The sequence below is a fragment of the Paenibacillus sp. J31R30 genome (assembly GCF_059692115.1).
The window spans coordinates 398,068-422,003 of sequence record NZ_JCAUAV010000003.1 but is presented as its reverse complement, the minus strand read 5'-3'; the positions used below and the strand labels follow the sequence as shown (position 1 = coordinate 422,003).

At 45.3% G+C, this 23,936-nt stretch carries 22 protein-coding genes; all 22 read right to left on the bottom strand.

The features are described 5' to 3' along the window. Positions 1–7: 7 nt before the first annotated feature. A complete protein-coding gene (locus tag AC58QO_RS13550; RefSeq protein WP_497266200.1) occupies positions 8–1,621 on the bottom strand; it encodes an ABC-F family ATP-binding cassette domain-containing protein in 1,614 nt (537 codons plus the stop codon). Positions 1,622–1,843: 222 nt separating this feature from the next. Next, positions 1,844–3,793 carry an ABC-F family ATP-binding cassette domain-containing protein gene (locus AC58QO_RS13545; protein WP_497266198.1) on the bottom strand — a complete coding sequence of 650 codons (1,950 nt, stop codon included), beginning with the start codon at positions 3,791–3,793 and terminating at the stop codon, positions 1,844–1,846. Next, positions 3,790–4,839, bottom strand: coding sequence for a M42 family metallopeptidase (locus AC58QO_RS13540; RefSeq protein WP_497266196.1), 1,050 nt, complete (start codon positions 4,837–4,839; stop codon positions 3,790–3,792). The genes AC58QO_RS13545 and AC58QO_RS13540 overlap by 4 nt, the downstream gene beginning before the upstream one ends. Positions 4,840–4,992: 153 nt before the next feature. Further along, positions 4,993–5,283, bottom strand: coding sequence for a Dabb family protein (locus AC58QO_RS13535; protein ID WP_497240083.1), 291 nt, complete (start codon positions 5,281–5,283; stop codon positions 4,993–4,995). Between the two features lie 41 nt (positions 5,284–5,324). After that, entirely contained in the window at positions 5,325–6,881 is a 1,557-nt protein-coding gene (locus tag AC58QO_RS13530) for an ABC-F family ATP-binding cassette domain-containing protein (RefSeq protein WP_056621022.1), read from the bottom strand. A 105-nt stretch (positions 6,882–6,986) separates the two neighbouring features. Further along, positions 6,987–8,471 carry a DUF6382 domain-containing protein gene (locus AC58QO_RS13525; protein ID WP_497266194.1) on the bottom strand — a complete coding sequence of 495 codons (1,485 nt, stop codon included), beginning with the start codon at positions 8,469–8,471 and terminating at the stop codon, positions 6,987–6,989. Between the two features lie 14 nt (positions 8,472–8,485). After that, the gene (locus AC58QO_RS13520) at positions 8,486–9,037 is read right to left on the bottom strand and encodes an A24 family peptidase (RefSeq protein ID WP_497266192.1); all 552 of its coding nucleotides are present in this window, start codon (positions 9,035–9,037) and stop codon (positions 8,486–8,488) included. Continuing rightward, positions 9,022–9,687: a TadE/TadG family type IV pilus assembly protein gene (locus AC58QO_RS13515; protein ID WP_497266190.1), complete on the bottom strand. Its 666-nt coding sequence runs from the start codon at positions 9,685–9,687 to the stop codon at positions 9,022–9,024. The genes AC58QO_RS13520 and AC58QO_RS13515 overlap by 16 nt, the downstream gene beginning before the upstream one ends. A 16-nt stretch (positions 9,688–9,703) precedes the next feature. Then, complete coding sequence (locus tag AC58QO_RS13510; protein WP_497266188.1) at positions 9,704–11,962, bottom strand: hypothetical protein; 2,259 nt, start codon at positions 11,960–11,962, stop codon at positions 9,704–9,706. Between the two features lie 14 nt (positions 11,963–11,976). Then, positions 11,977–12,876 carry a TadE/TadG family type IV pilus assembly protein gene (locus AC58QO_RS13505; protein ID WP_497266186.1) on the bottom strand — a complete coding sequence of 300 codons (900 nt, stop codon included), beginning with the start codon at positions 12,874–12,876 and terminating at the stop codon, positions 11,977–11,979. A 94-nt stretch (positions 12,877–12,970) separates the two neighbouring features. Next, positions 12,971–13,198 (bottom strand): Flp1 family type IVb pilin, encoded by a 228-nt coding sequence (locus tag AC58QO_RS13500; RefSeq protein WP_497266184.1) that lies wholly within the window; start codon positions 13,196–13,198, stop codon positions 12,971–12,973. Between the two features lie 15 nt (positions 13,199–13,213). Then, positions 13,214–14,077, bottom strand: coding sequence for a type II secretion system F family protein (locus AC58QO_RS13495; RefSeq protein WP_497266183.1), 864 nt, complete (start codon positions 14,075–14,077; stop codon positions 13,214–13,216). Between the two features lie 7 nt (positions 14,078–14,084). Then, a complete protein-coding gene (locus AC58QO_RS13490) occupies positions 14,085–14,966 on the bottom strand; it encodes a type II secretion system F family protein (RefSeq protein ID WP_497266181.1) in 882 nt (293 codons plus the stop codon). Continuing rightward, positions 14,963–16,225, bottom strand: coding sequence for a TadA family conjugal transfer-associated ATPase (locus AC58QO_RS13485; RefSeq protein ID WP_497266179.1), 1,263 nt, complete (start codon positions 16,223–16,225; stop codon positions 14,963–14,965). The genes AC58QO_RS13490 and AC58QO_RS13485 overlap by 4 nt, the downstream gene beginning before the upstream one ends. Further along, complete coding sequence (locus AC58QO_RS13480) at positions 16,206–17,336, bottom strand: P-loop NTPase family protein (RefSeq protein ID WP_497266177.1); 1,131 nt, start codon at positions 17,334–17,336, stop codon at positions 16,206–16,208. Before AC58QO_RS13480 ends, AC58QO_RS13485 begins: the two co-directional genes overlap by 20 nt. Before the next feature lie 264 nt (positions 17,337–17,600). Further along, the gene (locus AC58QO_RS13475) at positions 17,601–18,113 is read right to left on the bottom strand and encodes an acyl-CoA thioesterase (protein ID WP_497266175.1); all 513 of its coding nucleotides are present in this window, start codon (positions 18,111–18,113) and stop codon (positions 17,601–17,603) included. A 131-nt stretch (positions 18,114–18,244) separates the two neighbouring features. Next, positions 18,245–19,888: a serine/threonine protein kinase gene (locus AC58QO_RS13470; protein WP_497266173.1), complete on the bottom strand. Its 1,644-nt coding sequence runs from the start codon at positions 19,886–19,888 to the stop codon at positions 18,245–18,247. Between the two features lie 89 nt (positions 19,889–19,977). Then, entirely contained in the window at positions 19,978–21,015 is a 1,038-nt protein-coding gene (locus AC58QO_RS13465; protein WP_497266171.1) for an SAM-dependent methyltransferase, read from the bottom strand. Positions 21,016–21,069: 54 nt separating this feature from the next. Then, positions 21,070–21,843, bottom strand: a complete 774-nt coding sequence (locus AC58QO_RS13460) for an ABC transporter ATP-binding protein (RefSeq protein WP_497266169.1) — start codon at positions 21,841–21,843, stop codon at positions 21,070–21,072. Between the two features lie 19 nt (positions 21,844–21,862). Beyond that, a complete protein-coding gene (locus AC58QO_RS13455) occupies positions 21,863–22,216 on the bottom strand; it encodes a cyclic-phosphate processing receiver domain-containing protein (protein WP_497266167.1) in 354 nt (117 codons plus the stop codon). Continuing rightward, positions 22,194–23,054, bottom strand: a complete 861-nt coding sequence (locus AC58QO_RS13450; RefSeq protein WP_497266165.1) for a deoxyribonuclease IV — start codon at positions 23,052–23,054, stop codon at positions 22,194–22,196. Before AC58QO_RS13450 ends, AC58QO_RS13455 begins: the two co-directional genes overlap by 23 nt. Before the next feature lie 15 nt (positions 23,055–23,069). Further along, positions 23,070–23,873 carry an Fpg/Nei family DNA glycosylase gene (locus AC58QO_RS13445; RefSeq protein ID WP_497266164.1) on the bottom strand — a complete coding sequence of 268 codons (804 nt, stop codon included), beginning with the start codon at positions 23,871–23,873 and terminating at the stop codon, positions 23,070–23,072. Positions 23,874–23,936: the final 63 nt, after the last annotated feature.

Below are 23,936 nucleotides of genomic sequence, written 5' to 3'. Positions count from 1 at the left end.
TTTACAATTAAGCGTATTGAATTTCGCGTTGTTTCTTCACATCTTCGCTTTCCAAGTACTCATCGTACGTTAGCATTTTGTCGATCATACCTTTCGGTGTCAACTCCATGACGCGATTCGCAATCGTTTGAATAAACTGATGGTCATGAGAAACGAATAACATCGTGCAGTCAGAATCAACAAGGCCATTGTTTAGCGCTGTAATGGATTCCAAATCCAAGTGGTTCGTTGGCTCATCAAGAATAAGCACGTTCGCTCCACTCAACATCATTTTGGAGAACATACAGCGTACTTTTTCTCCCCCGGAAAGGACATTCGCTTTTTTGAGCGCTTCTTCACCAGAGAACAACATGCGTCCTAGGAATCCGCGAAGGAATGATTCATCCGGATCTTTGGAGTATTGACGCAGCCAATCCACCAGAGTTAATTCGGAATTGAAGTAATCTTGGCTGTCTTTTGGGAAATACGCCTGTGATGTCGTTACACCCCATGTGAACGTGCCGCTGTCTGCTTCCATTTCGCCCATCAAAATTTTGAATAGCGTCGTTTTCGCAATCCCGTCTGGTCCTACGAAAGCAACTTTATCCCCTTTGTTCAGGGTGAATGTCACATTGTTCAGTACTTTAACGCCATCAATCGTTTTGGAGATACCTTCAACTGCAAGCAATTGCTTACCAGCTTCACGCTCACCTTTGAAATGAATGAACGGATATTTACGGCTGGATGGACGAATATCTTCAAGCGTAAGCTTTTCCAATTGCTTTTTACGGGAAGTCGCTTGCTTGGATTTGGACGCATTCGCACTAAAGCGCGCGATGAAGGCTTCCAACTCTTTGCGTTTCTCTTCGGTTTTCTTGTTAGCATCACGTGCCAAACGAAGCGCTAGTTGGCTGGACTCGTACCACCAGTCGTAGTTACCAACGTACATTTGGATTTTACCAAAGTCGATATCGGCGATATGGGTACATACTTGGTTCAAGAAGTGACGGTCATGTGATACAACGATAACAGTGCCTTCGAAACGGGACAAGAAGTGCTCTAGCCATTTAATTGACTCCAAGTTCAAATGGTTGGTAGGCTCATCGAGTAACAGGATGTTCGGGTTACCGAATAGCGCTTGTGCCAAGAGCACGCGAACTTTTTCGTTACCGTCAAGATCCTTCATTTTCGTATCATGCAAGGATGTTGGGATCCCAAGACCGATTAATAGCTCTGCTGCGTCGGATTCTGCTTGCCAGCCGTCAAGATCCTGGAATTCACCTTCAAGCTCAGCCGCTCTCATGCCATCTTCTTCGGAGAAATCCGCTTTGGCATACAAAGCATCCTTCTCTTCCATGATTTTGTACAAGCGGGAGTGACCCATAACCACGGTTTTCAAAACTTCGATTTCATCAAACTCGTAATGGTTTTGCTTAAGGACAGCCATACGCTCGCCTGGCGTAATGCTGACTTCACCTGTGTTCGGCTCGATCTCCCCAGAAAGAATTTTAAGGAAAGTGGATTTACCTGCACCGTTCGCTCCGATTAAGCCGTAGCAATTGCCTGGTGTGAATTTAATATTGGCGTCTTCGAATAGGGCTCTCTTGCCGTATCGAAGCGTCACGTTATTTACATTAATCATGGGGTCTATATACCTGCCTTTATTGTATTTTCTTATAATTAATGTTCAAAACAGTCGGCTTTTCAGCACCGAGAAGGTTGTGAGAACCTGAAGAAGGAGGAGCGGAATGTAGGCAAACCTACATGAGCACCGTACTTCAAAGGTGAACACAAGATTCGATGTCGATTAGACTTCTTGGCTTGCTTCGTGATCAAAAGACGACTTTTTGAACTACCTCTACTATCATAACTTATTTTGTTCTATTTGTTCTACTAACTCTGATAAATAAGTCCATCTTTCCATAGCAGCCTCGAGCTCCGCAGTGGTTTGTTGCTCTTGTTCATACAGGTCGCGAGCGAGATCAAAGTTACTGCCAGAGGCTTCGATTTGCTTTTTTAAGCTATCGACTTTGTCCTCTAGGGTAGCTATTGTGTTCTCAATTTCGTCCCATTCCTTCTGTTCTTTAAAAGAAAGCTTCTTCGGACGACTCGTTGCTGTGGCTGCGTTTGAAGGGTTTGAAGCAGGTGCGCTGCTAACCGCTTTCGAGCTCGCTTGGCGAACGATTTCTTTCCTCGCTTGCTCAGCCTCTTCTTGTTCACGCTTATCATCCAAATAATCCGAATACGTCCCGATGAACGGCTCGATTCCGCCCTCACCATCGAAAGCAAATAAATGGGAAACTGTCCGATCTAAAAAGTATCGATCATGGGAAACCGTGATAACAGCGCCTGAGAATTGATCTAGATAATCTTCCAGAATCGTCAAAGTTTGGATGTCCAAATCATTGGTTGGCTCATCGAGAAGCAAAACATTCGGTTCACCCATTAGGGTGCGTAACAAATAAAGTCTGCGGCGCTCTCCGCCTGAAAGCTTGCCGATTGGCGACCATTGCAGGTTCGGAGAGAATAAGAAGCGCTCTAGCATCTGTGCGGCCGAAATGGTTTCACCATCCGACGTGCGGATCTGCTCTGCGGCTTCCTTGATATATTCGATCACGCGCATTTTCTCATCCATTGCGACGTTCTCTTGTGTATAGTAGGCCAATTTCACCGTTGTGCCGGTCTCGATCGTACCGCTGTCGGGCTGGATGCGCCCGGCAAGCATGTTGAGCAGCGTCGACTTGCCGCTGCCGTTCGGACCGATGATGCCGAGACGATCCTTCGGCATCACGATATAGCTGAAGCCGCTGAGGAGCGGCTTTCCGCCCGGGAAGGCCTTGGTGATGGTGTCTAACTCCATCACCTTTTTGCCAAGGCGGCTGCCAGCCAGCGCCATGTCGAGCTTGTCAGCGGGACCGCCCACTTGGCGGTCCCGAAGTTCCTCGGCGCGGTTGATGCGCGCCTTCTGTTTCGTTGTGCGCGCCTTCGCGCCGCGACGGAGCCATGCCAGCTCGCGGCGGAGGAGATTCTGCCGCTTGTCTTCACTAGCGGCTTCGGAATCCATCCGCTCCGCCTTCTTCTCGAGGAACCACTCGTAGTTCCCCTCATAGCTGTAGATCTTGCCCCGGTCCAGCTCTAGAATGCGGGTGGTGACCCGCTCTAGGAAGTACCGGTCATGGGTAACGAGCAGCAAGGCTCCGCGCCATTTGCTGAGGAACTCCTCGAGCCAGATGGCCGTCTCGTTATCAATATGGTTCGTCGGCTCATCGAGGATGAGCAGATCGGCGGGTTGAATGAGCACGCGCGCCATGGCGACGCGTTTGCGCTGACCGCCGGACAGCAGGCCGACGGGTTTGTCGAACTCGCTGATGCCGAGCTTCATCAGCACGGTTTTGGCCAAGGTGCTGGCTTCCCAGGCACCTTTCTCATCCATGCGCGCCTGAGCATTGAACAGGCGCGCTTGTTTCTTCTCGTTGGAGGCGTCTAGCTCCAACTCAGCGAGGGCCAGCTCATAGTCGCGCAGCGTCTTCATGAGCGGCGAATCGCCGTGGAATACTTGCTCGAGCACCGTGGAGTTCGGATCGAACTCCGGGTTCTGCGGCAAGTATTCCACGCGGAAATGGTTCGCGTGCACGAGCTTGCCGCGATCCGGTGTTTCCAGACCCGCGAGCATCTTCAGAAGCGTGGACTTGCCTGTGCCGTTCACGCCGATGAGGCCGATGCGCTGCTTCTCGTTCAGGGTGAACGAGATATCATCGAAGAGCACCTTGTCGCCATAGGTTTTGGTTATATCGACCGCGCTTAGAATATTCATCCTTGCACCGGCTCCATGATGTACGCGGCAAGAAGGGCCGCTGTATTCACTACAGCATCCATATGCGTACGCTCCATGCTATGTGACGCATGAACACCAGGCCCAATGAGCGCAGCACGAATGTCGCGGCCGCCTCTAAGTGCTGCCGAAGCGTCTGAGCCATAGCGCGGGTAAATATCAACGGCATAACCGATTTCCAACTTCTCGGCATGCTCGATCATTTTCGAAGTCATCGCATAATCGTAAGGACCTGACGAATCCTTGGCACAGATCGAAACGTCACGCTCGCTTCCGCTAAGATCATCGCCAAGTGCTCCCATATCTACGGCGATAAAGTCCGTTATATCTTCAGGAATAAATGCGGAGCCATGACCCACCTCTTCATAGTTGGAGAAGAACAGCTTGATCGTGTAAAACGGCTGAATTCCTTGTTCTTTCATCAATTTAAGCAGACCAAACAAGGAAGCCACACTTGCTTTATCATCCAAATGGCGGGATTTCACATAGCCATTTTCTTTCACCTGCACACGCGGATCGAACGAGATATAGTCGCCAACTCGGATGCCAAGTGCTTGCACATCTTTTTTGGAGCTAACAAGCTCATCTATACGTACTTCCATATTCGCTTCATCGCGCTTATACTCTCTCGCGTCCTCATACACATGAACGGATGGTCTAGACGTAAGAATCGTACCATCATACACACGCTCATCACGTGTATGAATTTGCACGTACTCATTCTCGATCGCACCCATCATGAATCCGCCGAGTGATGTGATTTTCAGCGTACCATTTTCCTTGATAGAACGCACCATGGCGCCCAGCGTATCCACGTGTGCAGAGATGCCAATTACGCGATCAGAGCTTGTACCAGGAACGGTAACGATGCCGCAGCCTTTATTCGTATAAGAAAGCTCGAAGCCAAGCTTACTCACTTCTAGCTCTACTTTTTGCATAATGTGATGTGTGTACCCTGTTGGACTAGGAGTCCGCAGCAGCATTTCAAGAACTTCTGTCATATAAGCTCTATTTAATTTGGACTTCAATTGGATTCCTCCCCCATGTCTTATGTAAGTAGGTAATGCGCTAAACACACAAAAAACAGTGCAGCCTCAGAACATTTGCTAGTGCCTGACAACGTCAAGAACGAGCCTCTTCTAAGGATACTACACTGTTCTTCTATGTTTTTCAAACATGAGTTAGCTTACAAAATCAACACAGATGGACGTTCCATCAAGAACTGTTTTCATATGAGCTTTAACTTCTTCATGCACAGGATGTGTATCGTAAACTTTCAAATCGTCTAGCGAATCAAATTTCGTGATGAGTGCGATATCGTAAGAACGCTCTAAATGTAGAATGTCAGTCCCAACCTCAATGTGCCGTAAAACCGGGATTTTACCTTCCATATTCGTAAGAACGGCTTTGGTTACTTCCACAGCTTCAGGACTGCGATCTTTGAGCTTAAAAAACACTACGTGCGTTAACATCGTGATCTCCTCCGATTTGATTAATTGATTTGTTTAATTGATTAATTCGTTACTTTAGCTGACCATTCTTCAACGTCCCAAACACGTGTAACCCAACCTTCATAGAACTCAGGTTCATGGCAGACGAGAAGTACGGTACCCTTATACTCTTTCAAAGCGCGTTGAAGTTCTTCTTTGGCTACGACGTCCAAATGGTTCGTAGGCTCATCGAATAGCAACCAGTTGCTTTCTTGCATGAGCAGCTTGCACAGACGAACCTTCGCTTGCTCACCACCGCTTAACATGCTCATGGCACGAGTAATGTGCTCATTTTTGAGACCAACTCGCGCAAGCGCTCCTCGTACTTCATTCTGAGTCATGGAAGAGAATGAATTCCATACATCATCAATCGGTGTCATGCTTGGCGCTTTGACCTCTTGCTCAAAGTACGCAGGACTCAAATAATCGCCGCGATACGTTTTGCCGCTGAAAGGCTCGATTTTCCCAAGAATCGTCTTTAACAGGGTGGATTTACCGACCCCATTGCAGCCGACGATTGCAATTTTCTCGCCGCGTTCAATCGTCACATTCATCCTAGGAAGCAAGGCGCGATCATAGCCAATTTCCAAATTTTCTGCTTCAAATACGATTCTACCACTTGAACGCGATTCTTTGAATACGAAAGTAGGCTTCATAGCCGTTTCTGGACGCTCGATGCGGTCAATGCGATCCAACTGCTTCTCCCGGCTCTTCGCACGAGTTGACGTTGACGCTCGTGCTTTGTTGCGCGCGATGAAATCTTCCTGTTTCTTGATATACTCTTGTTGCTTCTCATAAGCATCAATGTGCTGCGCTTTGTTCATTTCAGCCATATCAAGGAATTTCTCGTAATTCGCTGTGTAACGCGTCAATTTGGAGAACTCCAAATGATAAACAACATTTACAACTTCATTCATAAATTCCGTATCATGTGAAATTAGCATGAAGGCATAAGGGTAATCTTTCAAGTACATTTTCAACCATTCGATGTGTTCCACATCCAAGTAGTTGGTAGGCTCATCAAGCAAAAGTACAGTTGGCTTTTCTAGTAGAAGCTTAGCTAGAAGAACCTTCGTGCGCTGTCCACCACTAAGAGAAGTGACATCACGATCTAAACCAATGGCATTAAGTCCGAGACCATTTCCCATCTCTTCGATTTTGACATCAAGCAGATAGAAATCACCGATTTCCAAACGCTCTTGAATTTCACCCATTTCCTCGAGAAGCACTTCAAGCTCCTCTGGCGTGGCATCACCCATTTTGTCGGTAATGGCCATCATTCTTTTCTCTTCTTCATACAACGGCAAGAACGCATCACGCAAAATATCGCGAATCGTCCTGCCCGCGGCCAACACGGAGTGCTGATCCAAATAGCCATAATGGACTCTCGGTGTCCATTCTACTTTTCCTGTATCCTTCAAAAGCTTGCCTGTTAATATATTCATCAACGTGGATTTCCCCACGCCATTCGCTCCAACGATACCAACGCGTTCACCAGCAAGTAAGCGGAAAGATACATTTTTGAACAATGTACGATCGCCAAAGCTGTGGCTTAAATCTTCAATTGTTAAAAGACTCATTTTGTAAAACCAAACCCCTGTCTAGTTCTAAGATAATCACATATTTTACTCGTGACTTCTTATTATACCACTGCTCACGGCAGACAGGAAGTAGAACTATTTGTATTAGAGCCGAAAAGTCAGTTCCTGTCGAATAATTCGCACTATGTCCCCATCTTTTAACGGATAAGCCTGATAAGTTACCAGAAGGAGATCATTCAAATAGGTTCCGTTGGTTGAGCCTGTATCTCGCAGCTGAAAGCCGTTGCTCGTTTGTACAATTTCCGCATGGATTCTGGAAACACCCACGATATCCATCACATAGTCGATCTTGCTGCTTGGATCTCCCCTCCCAATTGTAAAAACTTCACTGTTGATGGGAACGGTTTGACTTTCATCTTTCACTAGAAATTCCAATCGAGGTCCGAGCGGTTTTTGAGTTGGAGAATTCCCTAGAAACACTGTGGCATTTGATTGTGTAGGTTGGAGTTGGGTCGTATGCATCGACAGGTTGCGATAATAGTGCTGCATATCGATTGGAGACGCGATTGTTGAGGAATCAAGGGAAGCAGCGTTTCCCGAAGGAGGAGTGTGCTCAGTAAAAGAAGGTATCTTGTTATTCATTGCCCTTCGCAGCTGTGGGAGGCCCAGACAGAGCAAAACAAAGCCCACATCTCCCATTAGCAGCGTGATACCAGCTATAAGCTGAAGTGAACTTGTTGAAGGCGACGTAAAGTAAAGTTGCCAGAGAAAGGCAGCGATGATAAATATTATAGCTATTATTATCCATCGTGCTCGCTGATTTAGGGGAATAAATGATATCGGGAATACGCTAATGGAATAGGATCCTGATGGCGTTTGAATATCATGATCCATGAATTTCTTCTGATCAGATTCACTCCATTTGGGAAGGCTAGTTTCTATTCGTATATTCTCTTCTCTTTTCCAATGTGCTTTGGGCAACCCTTGCTCAGGTAATAAAATTTCATTGGGTGCAGTGGGCTCATTAGGCGTTGAATTTCGCACCGAAATTGGCTCGTCCATTAATTTTAATAACGCTTCCTTATATCCAAGCAAGCTTTTGTTAGCCAAATGAGCTGAAGTCCAGGTATTCAGTTGATCCTGATCCTCTTCTGACACATGTAAATGAAGCTTGGCCAGAAGAGCATCTATCGCTAGATAAATATCATCACTTACATGCTGTATATCTAAAGGTACATATGTCAGATAGATATCCGCCCAATCCTGTCCAACGAAAATAAAATTATCTTTCAGCACGAAATTCATCTCGTAAAGCATGTAATTTTTGCTTTCTTCAAGTGTACATAGAATGGCATACATTAACTTGGCAAGCTGCTGGATCGAGAACGTTTCCACTTTCAGAACATGTGACAGCATACGTTTGGAAGACAATTTATACTGCAAGCGAAGTCGAGAATCGACCTCATGTATGTCGAGCGGCAGCAGTCTCGGAATTTGATTCGCTTCTAGCATGCGTACTTGCAAGGAGGAAAGATCACTAACTGTTAATCCGCCTTCCTTGTACAACTCCATCAAGTGGCCATGTTGAAAAACAAACTCATATCGAAGTCCGAATACTTCTTGTGTCATAAAACCACCTCATCTCAAAGCAAAGAATAATAACATGTGATAGCCACCGCAGGAAAAACGGCATACATAAAGGGAAATTTAATGTTTTTCTGATGCTTGATCTCACGTAAGGTTTCGATTTTGTTGTGGACAACAATCGAGATCAGCCAGCTCATAAGCTTATGACTAGTAGCGCTAATTTGTTTTTGAATAAGTAATAGGAAAAGTCCGATGAGTCCTGCACATAAAACGGCATATACGAGTGTTTGTAAAACAAAAGCAACGCCCATGATTGCGCCAATTGCTGCAAAAAGTTTGACATCTCCAGCTCCCAAAGCACCTAGTACATACAAAACGAGTAGGACGAGAAAACCTGTAAGTGCTCCACAGAGCGAAAACAGCAGTCCGGTCCAGCCCTGTGTCCATGTGTGGAACATTATTCCTAGAATAGTTCCACACATCGTCAACTTATTTGGCAGCTTGGCATGACGAACATCACTAATAAAGGCAATCGAGATAAACAGAATAAACACACCATGTATCAATAAAATATTGTTATTCCTCCCATTCGTTAAGCCCCAACCCAAGCCCGCTCATAGGCCCTCTTTTTCACATCAATTGTTTGGCTCATAAAAGGTAGAGGGAGCTTATAGGTCAACTGCACTTCAATCCCAAAGTAAGCCTCACCGCTTGGTTCCATACTCGGTAGCGCCACAGAAATGACTTTAAAGTGCTTCTTATCGATGACCGCTGCATCACAAAAAACATAAACAAGTGGTGTAAACGCAGCTAGCAATCGCGGTTTTACCTGTGATTCATAGAGTCCATTCAGCTCATCTTGCGCCATTCCCTCTCCAAGTTCTCGCTTCTCTTTTTCCCAACGTACAAGCTCCAGTAACGAATCTGGGATGTAGGCTGCGTACTCATCGGCAAAATCCTCTGCACTCGTCACATGATTGCGAGCAGATTGAACTTGATCCACAGCTGTATTTAGTATGTCCGCGGTGCGGCTTTGATCATATTTCGAGCGTGCTTCTTGAACCAGAATTCGTACAGGGTATAGTTGTCCTGCGATTGACTTCGCCGCCTCGGATACACCTGATTGCATCGCCATTTCAACAATGGCAATTTGAATGAAAAGCACTAGACCCACCACAAACGCTAGAAATATAGGCAAAATGAGCGATGCTTCCAACACGATGCCGCCATCTTGCCCTTTGCTCAATTTGCGAAGCAACTCCTTGCCTCCTTCCTTAATACGATACGACAGCTGTTCGACTCATTTGACATTGATCTCTGACTACTTTACAACCCAAAAGACCTGTTCCATCCAACAGTTTCATTATTTGCGGAATAAACCAAAGCCTCATTTCACTTGTGGCATTCGTTTGTATGTAAGAAGTTTGTTGAATCAAATCTTTGCCAGTTTCTAGTTCAAGGAGTGCTTGTATTCTCGCCAGCAGCTTAGCATTGTTGCTATGCAGCATCAGAAAAACCCGTAAATAGTCTTTGTAAGTCAACTTAAGCGCTGCCACGGAAAGCTTGGACGATAATTCAACCGCATCTCCTTTTACCAAAGCGTTCATATCGACCAACGCCTCAGCAGCACCTTGTGCTGCAGCAGCCAATAACACAAGCAATGGCGACCCGATGTTAAGCAGTTCCTTTTCCGGATCTAATAAGGCTTCAACGGTGCGGATCGCTAGTCGTAAAGAAAACATTTCGGCATAGGCAGCAGATAGGTTAGCGGCACATGAGGAAAACCCGTATAAGAGATATTCCACCTCTTGGGTAGCTAACATATGAGTACCTGGGTCTATGAGTTCGTTAGACAATTTGGACTGACCATTCAGGTCTTTCTCTAACCCGTAAGTACGATAATTAAACTTCGTTAGCGCGTACTCATTCACGTAAAGCTCATCACGCAGCACTTCGGCTGCTTGGTTTATTGCACCCAGTATGTCCATTGCTCTTAGACTAACAGGTTCCGATTTATCAAGGTCATACATAGCTTCATTCCCAATCATCGTATCTTGCATGTTCGCTTGTCGATATTTTTGATATAAGCCCGACTCGCCTTGGAGTCTGTTGTAAGGGGCATCATCACCGGATTGCGAATTGGTAAGACTGCAACCGCCAATGGCTTGCTTCGCTTGGTCCAAAATAGATTGGATTTTATTCTTTTGAGTCTGTTTATTTGTCGTAGATCTATCGTTCTTTTCCATTCTAGATTGCTCAAAAGGGCTCTGTTTAGTGTGAAAATCATTGGAAGCTGTCCAATAGTTGTCATTGGCTTGATTGACCACACTCGTATTTTCCGAAGTATACAAGATGACTTGCTCGACAGATGACTGGAAAGCTGAAAATAACGCAGCAATTCGTGCGATGGATGTTTGATAACTATAGAAATAATCATCCCCAATAAGTGAAACATGTTGAAATACCTCATGTGGGTTTTGAGCACCTTGTGTTGGGGAACTCGAAACTCCTGATAACTTTGATCGTATCTCATCATTTTTTTGCTTGGCTAGCCGTATGGCAGGTTCAATCTCCTGTTGTATCTGTTTAACATCACGTTCATTGGCAGCAACTTCTAGCTTTGTGCTAATGACAAGTGCTGTATACTTCAAGATTTGCTGAACTAAAGCTTCCAGCTCATTCAGCTTCTGAGAAAGGGTACTGGCCTGCAACTCAATAGTTTGTTTGCTAGCAATAATGGCTTGCATACTGGTGGCGGCCTCAGGACCTGCTTGTGCCAAAGAAACCAAGGAAAGATCCATATTCCTTATGGTATTCGTTAGAGACTGCAGTTCAGCTTGAACTTGACTGATTTCAATACGTACTTCATCAACGGTATGAATACCAATGCGCGCTGCTAAATCATCTAATTCCGCGATTCTTGTTCCATAGTAAAGATGAAATGTGGATGTTTTGGCATAGAGCGTCTCCATGCTCTGCCATGCTTCGTCAAGCGCGGATTCGCGCTGTTCGATTAGCTTTTCTAATTCAGCGGCATCTTTAGCAAATTGCGACCCCATCTGAAACGGCTCTCGGACCCCGCTCTTCTGAAATTTATCAGCGATTTCGAGCGAGTATTCAATGGGTGCTTTAATTTTCATATCTTGGATTAGCTGACCTTCAAAAATGACATGACTAGCCAGTGAATACACGGGTGTAACACGTACAGCTCCGTCTACAGCTTTGGTATTGATAAAATGAAAGGCATTTGATGAGATGCCACTGGATAAGTTTTTGGCGAAGACATCGCTAAGAAGTTGTTCTGAGTCCTCCTGAGAGAGGCCCATGCCATAAAGTCCTCTCTGCTGCAGCTCACTATTGAAGGAGGACATCACGGATCGTGCAGCTGCTTGAATCGCTGATTCTGTTTCTCTCTCCGCTGCTTTGATTCGGGCAAAATCGATAAGCACCGCTTGAAATAAGAATATCGGCACGATAATGAGTATCAAATAAACGGATACCGCGCCGTTCTCTGCAAATAAGAATCTCCTCAAAGGCTCCCCTCTTTCTAATTGTGAATAACGACCACGATCCCTTTACGTTCGAGTTCCTTACGAAAAACATCCGTAGGCATCCCTTTGCCGCTTGCATCCTTCTTAAAAAAGTGCCAAACAATTCCCTTTACAGTCGGATCCTGCTGGAGCAGCTCGATGTCCTTGGGGAGCTGTTCAGCCCGCAGCTGAGCCTCGGTCAAACTATAAAAGGCTTGATGCCCTATCCCACGCGCGTCAAATGCATCAATTTTTCTACTTTTACCAGACGCAGTAGTTCTCACTACCTCCGTGCCTCCCACCAATGATCGTAAATAAGATGATGCCTGACGTTCGGATTGGATAGTGACACTAGGTCCAGACAAATCACTCTTCACAGGATCTACAAGTGCTGCCTTTGCTTTCTCGGGTGAGATCCTTCCAATTAATGTTGGCAGATAGGTCCGCGTCAGATCTGTGGTTCGGATTAGCTCTATCGAATCAACAATATGGGCAACAGCTGTTCCTTCCAATTGAGCCGAATGCATCCATTTCCGCAGGATCGAAGGTGTGAGAAATGACTTGTTAACAGTAACTTCAACTTGATGATCCAGTAAATAGTTCGTATATGTTGCTTTTCCAGTGACTCCTTTTGGGAGTAAACCTGCGGCTTTTGCTAGCTTTTTCTCTACCAAACCATTATCCTGATTCGTAGGGATTGTGATGCTTGTACCGCCATTTCCCTGTAGCAAACCAAACAAGTCGCTCACATTGTCCTGCGTCAGTCGCCAGTACAAACTGTCGCTTTCCCGCGGATCAAAACTGCCTGTTGTCAAATCCTTATGGCTGTTATTCCAAGTAAAAGCTAGCTTTTCTGCAACAGATCGCGCTAGCTGCTGGAGATATACATGCTGGTAGGCATACATCCCAACGAACAACAACGTCACCGTACAAATTAAAATTATTGGAAATACGAGTGAGGCTTCTAAAGTGAACGTACCCTGCTCATTTTTAGTGAAACGCTTGAGCCTGCTATGGCGCACAGCTCGTGGTCGGACTAGGCGCACAAGGTGCAACCGCGCTATTATCCTTCAGATCAGTGTTTGCATCGCCGATGAGTTTCTGGAACCAGGAAACGATCCACTTTCTAAAAATAATCGCAATCGCAACAAGCACCGCTACAATCAATAAAATTTCTAATGTACCTAGCCCATCTTCCTCTTGCCACACCCGTTTAAAGCCTTCGATCATCGTCTTCATGTCAACATCCCTTTCTTATTGGTTCATCATGAGTAACGCGGGTGCGGCGACAATCACCATCACCACAACAAAAATTAACACCATTGGAAAAACGAGCTTGGATGATGCTTCCTCCCCTAGGGTTCGCGAAACACTTTTCCTCCGCTGCCAAAGTTCCAGTGAGAGCGCCTGCAGGGCGACGACAAAATCATTACCGCCTCTTTTATAGTTCAATCCAAGCGTTGATGTAAATAAAGACACTTCATGTAACGCGCATCGCTTACTAAAATCCTCTAAAACCTTCGTGAAGGAGATATTCATTTCCAGCTCATGCACAGCTTGAAGCAACTCTTTAAATAATGGAGAATCCGTCATATGCGGCTTAGACTGAACACATCGAATCCACGCACGGTTAACGGTCTCGCCAGCATTCACTAAGAGCACGATAGTGCTCAAAAACTCAGGCAGCTCTAGTATCATCCGTTGTTGCTTTCTCCGAATTTTGGTATCTAAATCACGGACCATCACCATCGGTGTTCCGATTGCTGCAACCACACCAAAGACTAATAAAGAGCTGTCTTCACCAGCAAGAATGGCAAGAAGCGTAACTATGAATAAGCACAAAGTACCAGCAGATATAAGCTCTGCCATGAACCACTTGCTGCCTTGCGAGGACAAGCTTCTACCATACAATGTCAGGCATTTATGATGGATTTTTGACGTAAAATCAGGAAAACGTTCCAAAAATTGAAGCCTATCAATAAGGTAGTAGCTGTATGGTAAGAGTACCTTCAATCGAAATGGATACATGTGCACCTGAAGTTGTGCCCCGTATTTTCTTCGTCCGCGCATTAGAATTGCAATAATAAAGACAACTTGCGTCAAAGCGAATAACCACATCCACATGCTACACCTTGATATTCATAATTTTTTGAGTAAGTACATAGCAAGCACCTAGTAACAGCAAGCACATGGTCATGATCAGAATTCCGCTGCCACTGTAAAGTGGAACCATATAATCTGGTGAAGAAAATGCCAAAACTGCAACAATACAAATGGGAGCAACAACAAGCACTCTCGATTCAAAACGCTTTTGTGCAATCATGACCGAAATTTCCTGCGTTATCTCTAGCTTCTCCGCAATAACCGTTGCTGTTCGTTTCATAACCTCCACTAGGTTACCACCCGTGCGTTTACAGGTTAGAAAGACGTCTGTGAAGCACTGAATATCTTCTAAATGGCTTCGGTCTGCAAATTGTTTAAGCGCTGTCTCAATCGGTTCGCCATTCTCAACCTTACGACAAATCATTCCGAATTCAACGACGATTAGGCAGGCAGGATCAGGATACAGCAGCTTCAAATCTTCCCATGCCTCTCGGAATGCAGATTCAATGGATTTTCCCACTGTCATGGAGGAGGATAGACAACTAAGTGCTTGTTTAAACTGCACAAATAGCATATTTTTGCGTTTTTGGATCAGTTGCTGCCGACGAAAGCGAGGAAACAAAAAGCCCGTCGATGCAAGTGCAGTGGCGAGGATGACATTTTGATAGAAAATATAACCGATGAGGATTGCCGGAAAAGCAAGCATTAGAATCGCAGTTGTTCTCTCTTTGGCGGATAATTGATACTGGTTGTAATCGATGTAGGAAACAACAGGAAGGGTATCTGTAGATTTGTGTTTAGGGGCTTTTTCAAGTGGTTTTGAAAGGGATTTGCGGCGTTCAAGAGATAACAAAATGATCCAACTTCCACCACCTATCAGAAGCAGCAGCAACCATACCATCATGTCACCACACATCCAGCTTTACTCCCTGAAAACCAGGCAGGAAGCTGCTTGCCCGCCATTTGAAGCTTATGCATATTCGCAAGAGTTTGCCCCGTGTAACGGAGTGCTCCAAGGATTCTACCATCTGGTGCCTCCCCGCTCTCTTCGAATAGAAAAAGCGGCTGCAACTGAACTTCTCCATCCTTTAAACCAACAACTTGATGGATCTCTGTCACCTTTCGTGAGCGATCTCTCATTCGAGATACATGAACAATCACATCTAAAGCAGAAGCGATTTGTTTACGTATGACTTCAATGGGCAGAGGAGCTGCACTTAGGACCATCGTCTCCAGCCTACTAAGCATATCCAGCGAGGTGTTCGCATGCCCCGTGCTTAAGCTTCCGTCATGTCCAGTATTCATAGCAGCCAGCATATCCAACGCCTCAGCACCTCGTACCTCACCGACAATAATGCGATTAGGGCGCATCCGCAGAGAAGATCGGATCAACTCTCGCATGGTGATAGCTCCCTTCCCTTCTGTATTTGCATTTCTCGTTTCCATTCGGACTAGATTTGGAACAGCTTGGATCTGCAGCTCTGCAGAGTCTTCAATCGTAATCACGCGTTCATGTACTGGAATCCAAGCACTCAATGCGCCCAGGAACGTTGTCTTCCCTGACCCCGTTCCGCCACCAACGAACAAATTAAATCCCGCTTCTACCATCAGCCTCAGCACTTCCGCAGCTTCCTCGGAAATGCTTTCAAGTCGAATCAAATCGGACATATCCATTGGTTTGGCTGGAAATTTACGAATGGTTAGCGTTGGACCGCTAAGAGAAGCAGGTGGAAGAACGATATTTACACGGGAACCATCTTTCAATCGTGCATCCACAATAGGTGTGGCTTGATTCACGATTCGGTTTACTTTGGAGACAATCATTTGGATAAGATCTTCCAGCTTCTCAGCACTTTCCAACTCATATGGGTAGCGTTCAACTAAGCCCCTACGTTCAAAGAAAATACAGGTGTGACCATTCACCATAATCTCTGTCACTGTGGGGTCATCGATGAGCGGTTGTAGAATGTCTAATCCTCGAAAGCTGGCAAATATTCGCTTGACACCAGCATGCATTTCACTCGAAGTCCAGCTATGAGCACTTGCAGCTCGAAAGATCGTATCTTCGATATGCCCCATTAATTGAGCGTCACTAACCTCATGCGAGAGGTCGAGATTCTCCTTTATCTCCTTCTTTAATTGATTAAACAGCTCTTGATTCAAAGTAAGCAGCAGCTCCTTCTTTGGGAATTTCCACATTCAGATTGAAGACAGCTTTCAACATGTCATACACTTGCTCAGAAAATATATCCGATTGCCAGACCTGTTCTGCAGAACTCATCCCCTTCCATTCAGGAATATAAGGAAGCTTGTACGTCATATTTTTACCTAGGAATTCGAAAGCGTTGTTTTGACTGCCTCTATAACTCGTCATGACAAAATGAATGTGAGAGAATGCGCTCATTTGTTTATACAATGACTTTGTTTTGAAAGCATCGTTCCAATCATCTCGAATCAGCCAAATGATCGTATCGCTAAGTTCTAAGCTTCTTACTATTCTTGGATGTACCGACGCTTCAAGATCAACGATGAGTGTATCGTAGGCCGATAAGCCAACTATGGACGAAATGAGTTGTTTGACATGGTCACCACTCATCTCTTGCATCTCTCTCATTTGTTCGTGAGGTGTCAGGTAATCGAACTTGCGAATCGAATCATGTGATTTTAAAAGTACCAGCTTTGGCCCCAGAGACTCCGGTGAACTTTTCAAATAATAGAGGAGTTGAGATAATCGCCCTGATTGACCTTGCAACCACTGAGAAGCTGCACTCACGGTCTCCAAGCTCAGATACAAGACACGTTCACCACGGAATGCCAGCTGTTTCGCCATATGAACGGCGGTTATCGATTTCCCGATGCTTCCACTGCTGCTGTAGACAGATATGACGCGTGTGCGCTGGGAATGAATGGACCGATGATCTTTTGGCATGCACTCCGAATACAGAGCTTGAATTCGGGCGAGGAGCTGGTGCAATGGTTGAAAACGGAATACAAACGGAAGAACCGTATCAGGGGCATCGGTGTTTGAAATATTCTGACTCAAAAACATTTTGAATAGCGATGTACGATGATGCTGCAACACTGGATAATACGCTTCAGATATCAATAGAACTCCTTTGATTTCGGGTTCTTCCAACACCTGCAGCAGGAGCTCAACTTGTGAGAAGAGCTTCACTTGCACGCGTTCAGCGAACTCCGTTGCCCTAATAAATACAGCTAATCGCTCGGCATAGGCCATGTCATCATCTAAGACATACAGTTGAAGTTTACTCATTCCGACTTCTCCTCCTTCGTTCTTGAATCTACCCCGCGAATTTCGCATAAACACCGCTTCCAATGAGTACACAGCTCATGACAGCAAGTACAATCGCTATACGTGTAGTTGTTTCAGCTCTCATATTTCCCTCCTGTCTACTTCAGAACAGCAAAAAAGCACGCACTGACGAAAGAGAAAACTTCTCAATCATCAGCGGTGCTTCCGCTTGTCCGATTTTCAATTACCCAAATTGTATCACATTTCCCTAATAAATCAATGATTTTATTCCCAAGGATACATCATCGTTAAAAAGCTAGCCAGCTTCTTACTTTCCACTCGTCGAAGACGCCTCATCTCCGCACGATGCGGCGCGGATTCGTGGAGCTTCATTTCTTCTTCTGTTTCCGGAATTACATCCGGCACCTCTACCGGTACCTTATTTTCGTCCAACGCAACAAAAGTTAGGAATGAGGTGGCTGCAATTTTCCTTGCGCCTGACTTCAAATCCTCGGTGACAACCTTGACGAATACCTCCATCGAGCTTTTGCCAGTCCAAGTAACGAATGACTCCAAACATACGGAATCCGACGTGTGAATCGGGTACAAAAAGTCAACCGAATCCGTAGATGCCGTAACGACCGACCGTCGACAATGCTTATGTGCCGCAATCGAAGCAATATCATCGATATAGGACATCAGCTTTCCACCAAAAAGCGTATTATGATTGTTCACATCAGTTGGAAAAATACGCGATGTTTTGAAACATCTGGATTCTCTTGCGTATCGCTGCTCCATGGCTGTTTCCCCCTCGTTTCCTCATACAAAATATGACTCATCATACCATACTTTTGGTTACATTTGGTTATAGGATATCCCTTTTATCGCTACCTTACTAGCCTGAACGGTTTTTCCATTAAATAAAAATATTAACCTCGCTTTATAAAATGGGCAAATATTGACTTTCTAGGACGGCCGGAGAGTTGGTTGATGCTTTCATGGGGGAGTATTTCACGGAGGAATGGTTTCAGCGCTTCATAAAAAACGTTCAAGTATTGAGGTTGATCTTGGATGCAATCTCCCTTCCAAACGGCTTGCATGACTTCTGATCTTGGAATATGTGGCAACGTACACAGCGGCTTAAATGGAAGCGAGTCCTGCCATTCCCTTTGAAAATTCGCGGGTAATGTGCCATTAGCGATGTAATGAACCTTTTTACCTCGCAACCGGTAGGATTCGAACTGCCCAATAAGCTTACGCGAGCTGGGGCGATCACACTTCCCTGGCGAGCTATCCACCATAACGATGATGTCATCCGCACTAAAACAAAGCTCTTGCACCGAAGGGTGCTCCCACTGCGTCGATACGTCCCATAAGACTATCGGCTTTTTCATCATGTGTAGAAGTTTAAAAGCATGGGAAGCTTGCCAAATACCTTGAAATCCATCTGGGTGAATGGGAACCCAAGTTGTAAAACCATTGTTCCATGGTGTTGTGTGAGTTGAAGTTGAGTCACGAATGTGATCCGAGGGAAAAATGTAGGGGTTCGGCGCGTTTCGATCACCGTAAAGCAGCATATATAAATCGGGTTCGATCGTCGGCTGCTCGACCAGCGCGTTAGGGATTTGGAGCGCGTGAAGGATTCTCGCTAGTGTGATTGCCGTGAAAGTCGCACCTACACCTGCGAATAACCCGCCAATCACAATTAACTTATCTTTCATTTGAGCTGGGCGTGATTTGGATTGAGGATTTGCATCTGTAAGTACCAGATTAGCTTCGGGGAAGATGGAACGAAGTCTCAGCTTCACTTCCATTGCGGTTTGGCAGCGGTTCTGAGGTTGATCCTGCAGGAGAAAATGAACGGTGGTACGTAAGACTTCCGGTATCCTTTCCTTTCGCAGTTCCAATGGCTTGGCCTTACTGTACGCATAGTGACCGCCGGATAATAAGTAATAGAGCATCGCGCCCAACGTGTAAAGGTCTGTGCGAGCATCCGTTTGCAGCCCGAGATATTGTTCAGGAGCAGCGAATCCAATGGTACCCATTTGCATCGTATCAGATGCTTGTCCTTGCTTGAATTGCCTTGCTACACCGAAATCAATTAATCGGACCTGATTATGTTGGTTGAGCATAACGTTGGAAGGCTTAAGATCGCGGTATATGATCGGTCGAGGTTGAAACGTGTGTAAGTAGTGGAATATATCGAGTAATTGAAAAGCAATTTGAACAATTTGTAGAAGTGGCATCTCGTGATGATTATTTTCGAATAAATCCTGAAGCGTTGGCCCCTCGATATAGTCCATAACCAGGTAGCCTTTACCATCATCGCTTATAAAATAATCAACCAATTGTGGAAGCTGCGCGTGCGCAAGCTTGGCGAGCATTTCCGCTTCCTCCATGAAAGATACCTTGTCGGAAGCTGTGCACAAACATTCTTTCACAGCCCATCGCTTCCCCTTAATCTTCTGATCTTCCGCGAGATATACCTGACTCATGCCGCCTTGTCCTAGCATAGAAATGAGTTGGTATCTCCCTCCTACTATGGATCCTTGCCAAGTTGGTTGTTGATTCAAAATAGTAAAAAACCCCCTCATATATCCAAGTCATAATGCTCTTGATTATAAGGGAGGTTCTTTCGGAAATCTAGATTTTTTTACACACTTTATATTTTTTGCAAATATAACGTAAGTTCTTCCCGATTGTGAAATAACTGCTTCGCTTTCAATAGGAAGAGCGAATCCTCGAAAATCCGCAGGATATCACGAACCGTTTGAAACGGCTTCTTATGCATAAGCTTTACCGTGATGATGGCAGTCCCACCGCTTTGCAAGGAGAAAAGCAAATCCGCCACGAGGCGTCCCATCTGACGCGGGTCCCAGCTCATATCGCAGACAAGTAAATCAAACTCGTTTTCACGCAGCTTCACATCACCAGCATTTTTCTTCAAGAATGTTAGCAATGGATTGCCTAGTAGTCGAGGATTCAATGCTGCTGGATCAATGGCTGTTACTTTCAATCCGCGCTCAAGCAGCAAGGACGTCCATCCACCTGGTGCAGCCCCAATATCAATCGCTTTGCGAGCAACACTAAAATCAATCCCGAAACGCTGCTCTGCTTCCAAAAGCTTGAACTTGGCACGAGAAATTTGATCCTCTTCCTTCATAAAGCGAATCGCCCCGCCAGACCAATCGGATAAATTGTCTTGTGGTTTCGATATTCCGACGTATAGCTTCTTGGCGCTAATGTACACCGAAATGATGTGATCCGCATAACGAACAACTGGCTCAGCACCGCATTCTGCAACGAGGATTTCATCAATGGCGGCTTTAATGGAGAAAGGTGCATAAGGGACATCTGCACGCTCTTCTTTACGAATTTGCGTAGCCATTTTCTCACCAAAAGTAAATAAACCTGCAGCATAAGCTTCACGAAGCCAAGCCGTTAAATGCGCAATATCAGCATCTGTACGAGTAAGCTCCCATTCCTGATGAACAGGTTGAACATGTCGAAGAAAGATCGGTTCATTCTCTTGCATCGTCGAAATCACATCTGCCGTTTCATCAGGAGTTTGGAAATAAAACACTTCTGTCGGCACTAATAATGTAAATTTCGTGAGTGGAAATAGCTTACGTATTTCATCTTGCGCATATTGTGCGAACCCGTGATTCGCGGTTCCAATAAAGGTCGTTAATTGTGTCATAGCCGCATCCTTTAAGTAATCTACGTTCATTTTTAGCTAACGAACTAAGTACTCCTAGTTGTCTTCAATAACCTTGATCCATGGCCGATCTTGGAACCATTCTAAGGAAACATGAATGCCAAAGGCTTTATGAATGTTCTCTGGTGTCAGCACTTCTTCTTTGCGTCCTGAGGCAATCAATTCTCCTTGCTCAATAATAGCGACATGCGTAAATAAAGGCATTATCTCTTCGATGTGATGAGTGACATAAACAACAGTAACATCTTGCTTACTGAGATCATTAACATCGGATAAAAAACGCTCACGCTCGAATAAATCCAGGCCAGCCGCAGGCTCGTCCATAACGAGGATCGATGGCTTACTCATTAAGGATCGTGCAAGCATGACCTTCTTCCGCTCGCCTTGTGAAAGACTTCCCAAATGTTGGTCGGCCAGATGAGGAATTCGCACACGTCCTAGCATTTCGAGTGCCCGGTCTTTCACTTCCTGTGGAATCTCTTGATAAAATCGAAGGTAAGCATATTCACCTGTTGCCACAACTTCAAGCACAGGATCGCTTAAATTCAATTTCTCAAATAATGATTGGGAAATGTATCCAATTTCCTTCCGTACTTCCCTTACATCACATTGACCATACCGATTACCAAGTACATCAACTGTACCACGGCTCGGAAATTCATAGCCATTCATCATTTCTAGCAGAGTCGTTTTGCCGGAGCCGTTACGGCCCAACAATACCCAGTGTTCACCGGATTCGATATGTACATTCACATCGTTTAAAATATGGCGTTCTCCCCGTATAAAATGAATACCGGATAAATGGATCATGAGTTCGTTTCCTTTCACATTACGGTTTACTTGGATAGGTTCCTTGTGCAACCCCCAGCAAGACTTCATCAGGCATACGATGCGCATAAAGCTCCATGCTCTCAGGCTTGGCAGCATAAAGCATCTGATACATCTGTGTGCATGCAGAAGGACTGGAGGTATGAATATAAATCGATCTTGGAAATTTACGCTGCTGAATCAACCAAATGACAACATCCATGCCTGTTTGTTTCGACATCCAACCCAGATCATGATCTAGAGATAAGATATCAATCTCACAATCCTCAAGCAAGGTGATACATTCTTTAGCATCTTTGGCTAGGACAAATCCTTGAGGACAAGGACGCGAATCATCTAAGTATACATGAATCATCCTCACATTTCCTTTCCAGCAACGATTTTACGAGCGCAATCTCTTCCCGATGTGTGCCATCGAGCCCAGTTCCTGTCTCAAGAACAATAGGTATGTCCCGTAAAAAGGGAGATTCTAAAAGACGTTGGAAATTCGCAATGCCGATATGTCCCGCACCAATGTTGGCATGCCGATCGCGTTGTGATCCGAAAGGATACACGGAATCATTCAGGTGAACAGCCTTCAAATGAGGCAGATAATCTAGCTGTGTTCCTTTCGACTCCAGCTCTTCCCAATCTGAGCCTTGCCATAGCCTGCTTGCAAAGGCATGACACGTATCTAGACAAAAACCAATTTTCTCAGGTGAATCGCAAAGCTTGCGAACCTGTGCCATTTCTTCCATGGTCAACCCTAGTTGTGACCCTTCACCGGCTTGATTTTCAAGCAAAATGAAAGAAGCTCCCGTATAACCCTCCGTAGCGCTATTCAAACATTGTATTATATTTTTGTAGCCTTGTAACGGGTCTTTTCCTGTATATTTGCCAAAATGCACCACAAGTCCAACAGAACCGCAGGCATTAGTAATGTCCATCCCATTTTTCAGTAAGTTAACCATGATTTCACGTTCAGGCTCATCCACAGCGGGATTCAGCGCATAAGGTGCATGTCCAATCGAAAGAATTCCGTGCTCCTTGCACAATTGCGCACAGGCACTCGTGTCTTTATGATTAACAGTTTTCATCGCCAAACTCCGAGGATTCATCGGAAAATATTGAAACGCATTTGCATGCAAGGAAAGGGCAGTTTTGGCTGCATTCAGATAACCACCACGCGTACTTACATGGGCACCGATAAACATGTTCCATCCGACCTTTCACTTTTGGCAATGGGCACAATAAAAGCACTTTCGACTTGAAATTTCGATTTGAATGATGGGATGTCCACAGCGCAGACATGGCTCATCTTTGCGATCATACACTCGGCATCTCGTATTATATTGTCCGGTAAGCCGATCCCCCACGAATAAGGGCTCCTCCATGTAGCCACCGACTTGAATGGCTTCCCGAAGCAGGGATTGCATGGCTTGATAGAACTGGGATTGCTCCAATTCGGTAAGCGAAGGAATCTTGCGTTGCGGGAGAATGCCCGCTTCAAAGCATATCTCATCTGAATAACAATTCCCTATGCCTGAAAGAAAGGTTTGATCGACAAGTGTAACTTTGAGATTACCCCTTTTGTGCCGTAAGACGTTTCGGAACTGCGCTATGTTGATATCGAGTGGCTCTGGCCCTAGCTTTTTCAAAAGGGCAGAAATCTCCTCCGAAGTATGCATATGCAAATAGCCTAATCGCAGCCCAATAAAAGAAAGACTTCGTGAACCCAGGTGGATTTCCACTTGAACGGTTCGATCTGGCTTCTCCTCTTGCGTTCCAACGAACATCCAACCGCCTAGCATGAGATGCAACAGCAGTATCTCACCAGAGGCCAAATGAAACAATAAGTGCTTGGCTCTTCGCTCGATCCGGACAAAACGGTTACCGATAAGCTTTCCTGCAAATTCTTCGGGGTCTACATTTAAGGATTTCGGACGTGTTACATCGACTCCCGTAATCGGTACGCCGATGACCAATCGTGCCAATTGCTGACGATATGTTTCCATTTCTGGAAGCTCAGGCACGAGAATCGCCTCCTTGCCATTTTTATACCTTGTATAACCAAATGGCGGATTGCGTAAACACGT

What these genes read in the sequence shown, in the direction of transcription:
- AC58QO_RS13460 (WP_497266169.1), bottom strand. Translation starts at nt 21,843, where the DNA reads ATGATCCATTTATCCGGTATTCATTTTATACGGGGAGAACGCCATATT.
- AC58QO_RS13475 (WP_497266175.1), bottom strand. Translation starts at nt 18,113, where the DNA reads ATGGAGCAGCGATACGCAAGAGAATCCAGATGTTTCAAAACATCGCGT.
- AC58QO_RS13535 (WP_497240083.1), bottom strand. Translation starts at nt 5,283, where the DNA reads ATGTTAACGCACGTAGTGTTTTTTAAGCTCAAAGATCGCAGTCCTGAA.
- AC58QO_RS13455 (WP_497266167.1), bottom strand. Translation starts at nt 22,216, where the DNA reads ATGATTCATGTATACTTAGATGATTCGCGTCCTTGTCCTCAAGGATTT.
- AC58QO_RS13465 (WP_497266171.1), bottom strand. Translation starts at nt 21,015, where the DNA reads ATGACACAATTAACGACCTTTATTGGAACCGCGAATCACGGGTTCGCA.
- AC58QO_RS13530 (WP_056621022.1), bottom strand. Translation starts at nt 6,881, where the DNA reads ATGAGTCTTTTAACAATTGAAGATTTAAGCCACAGCTTTGGCGATCGT.
- AC58QO_RS13545 (WP_497266198.1), bottom strand. Translation starts at nt 3,793, where the DNA reads ATGAATATTCTAAGCGCGGTCGATATAACCAAAACCTATGGCGACAAG.
- AC58QO_RS13550 (WP_497266200.1), bottom strand. Translation starts at nt 1,621, where the DNA reads ATGATTAATGTAAATAACGTGACGCTTCGATACGGCAAGAGAGCCCTA.
- AC58QO_RS13450 (WP_497266165.1), bottom strand. Translation starts at nt 23,054, where the DNA reads ATGTTTATCGGTGCCCATGTAAGTACGCGTGGTGGTTATCTGAATGCA.
- AC58QO_RS13480 (WP_497266177.1), bottom strand. Translation starts at nt 17,336, where the DNA reads ATGAGTAAACTTCAACTGTATGTCTTAGATGATGACATGGCCTATGCC.
- AC58QO_RS13495 (WP_497266183.1), bottom strand. Translation starts at nt 14,077, where the DNA reads ATGTGGTTATTCGCTTTGACGCAAGTTGTCTTTATTATTGCAATTCTA.
- AC58QO_RS13525 (WP_497266194.1), bottom strand. Translation starts at nt 8,471, where the DNA reads ATGACACAAGAAGTATTCGGACTTCGATATGAGTTTGTTTTTCAACAT.
- AC58QO_RS13500 (WP_497266184.1), bottom strand. Translation starts at nt 13,198, where the DNA reads ATGAAGACGATGATCGAAGGCTTTAAACGGGTGTGGCAAGAGGAAGAT.
- AC58QO_RS13490 (WP_497266181.1), bottom strand. Translation starts at nt 14,966, where the DNA reads ATGATGGTATGGTTGCTGCTGCTTCTGATAGGTGGTGGAAGTTGGATC.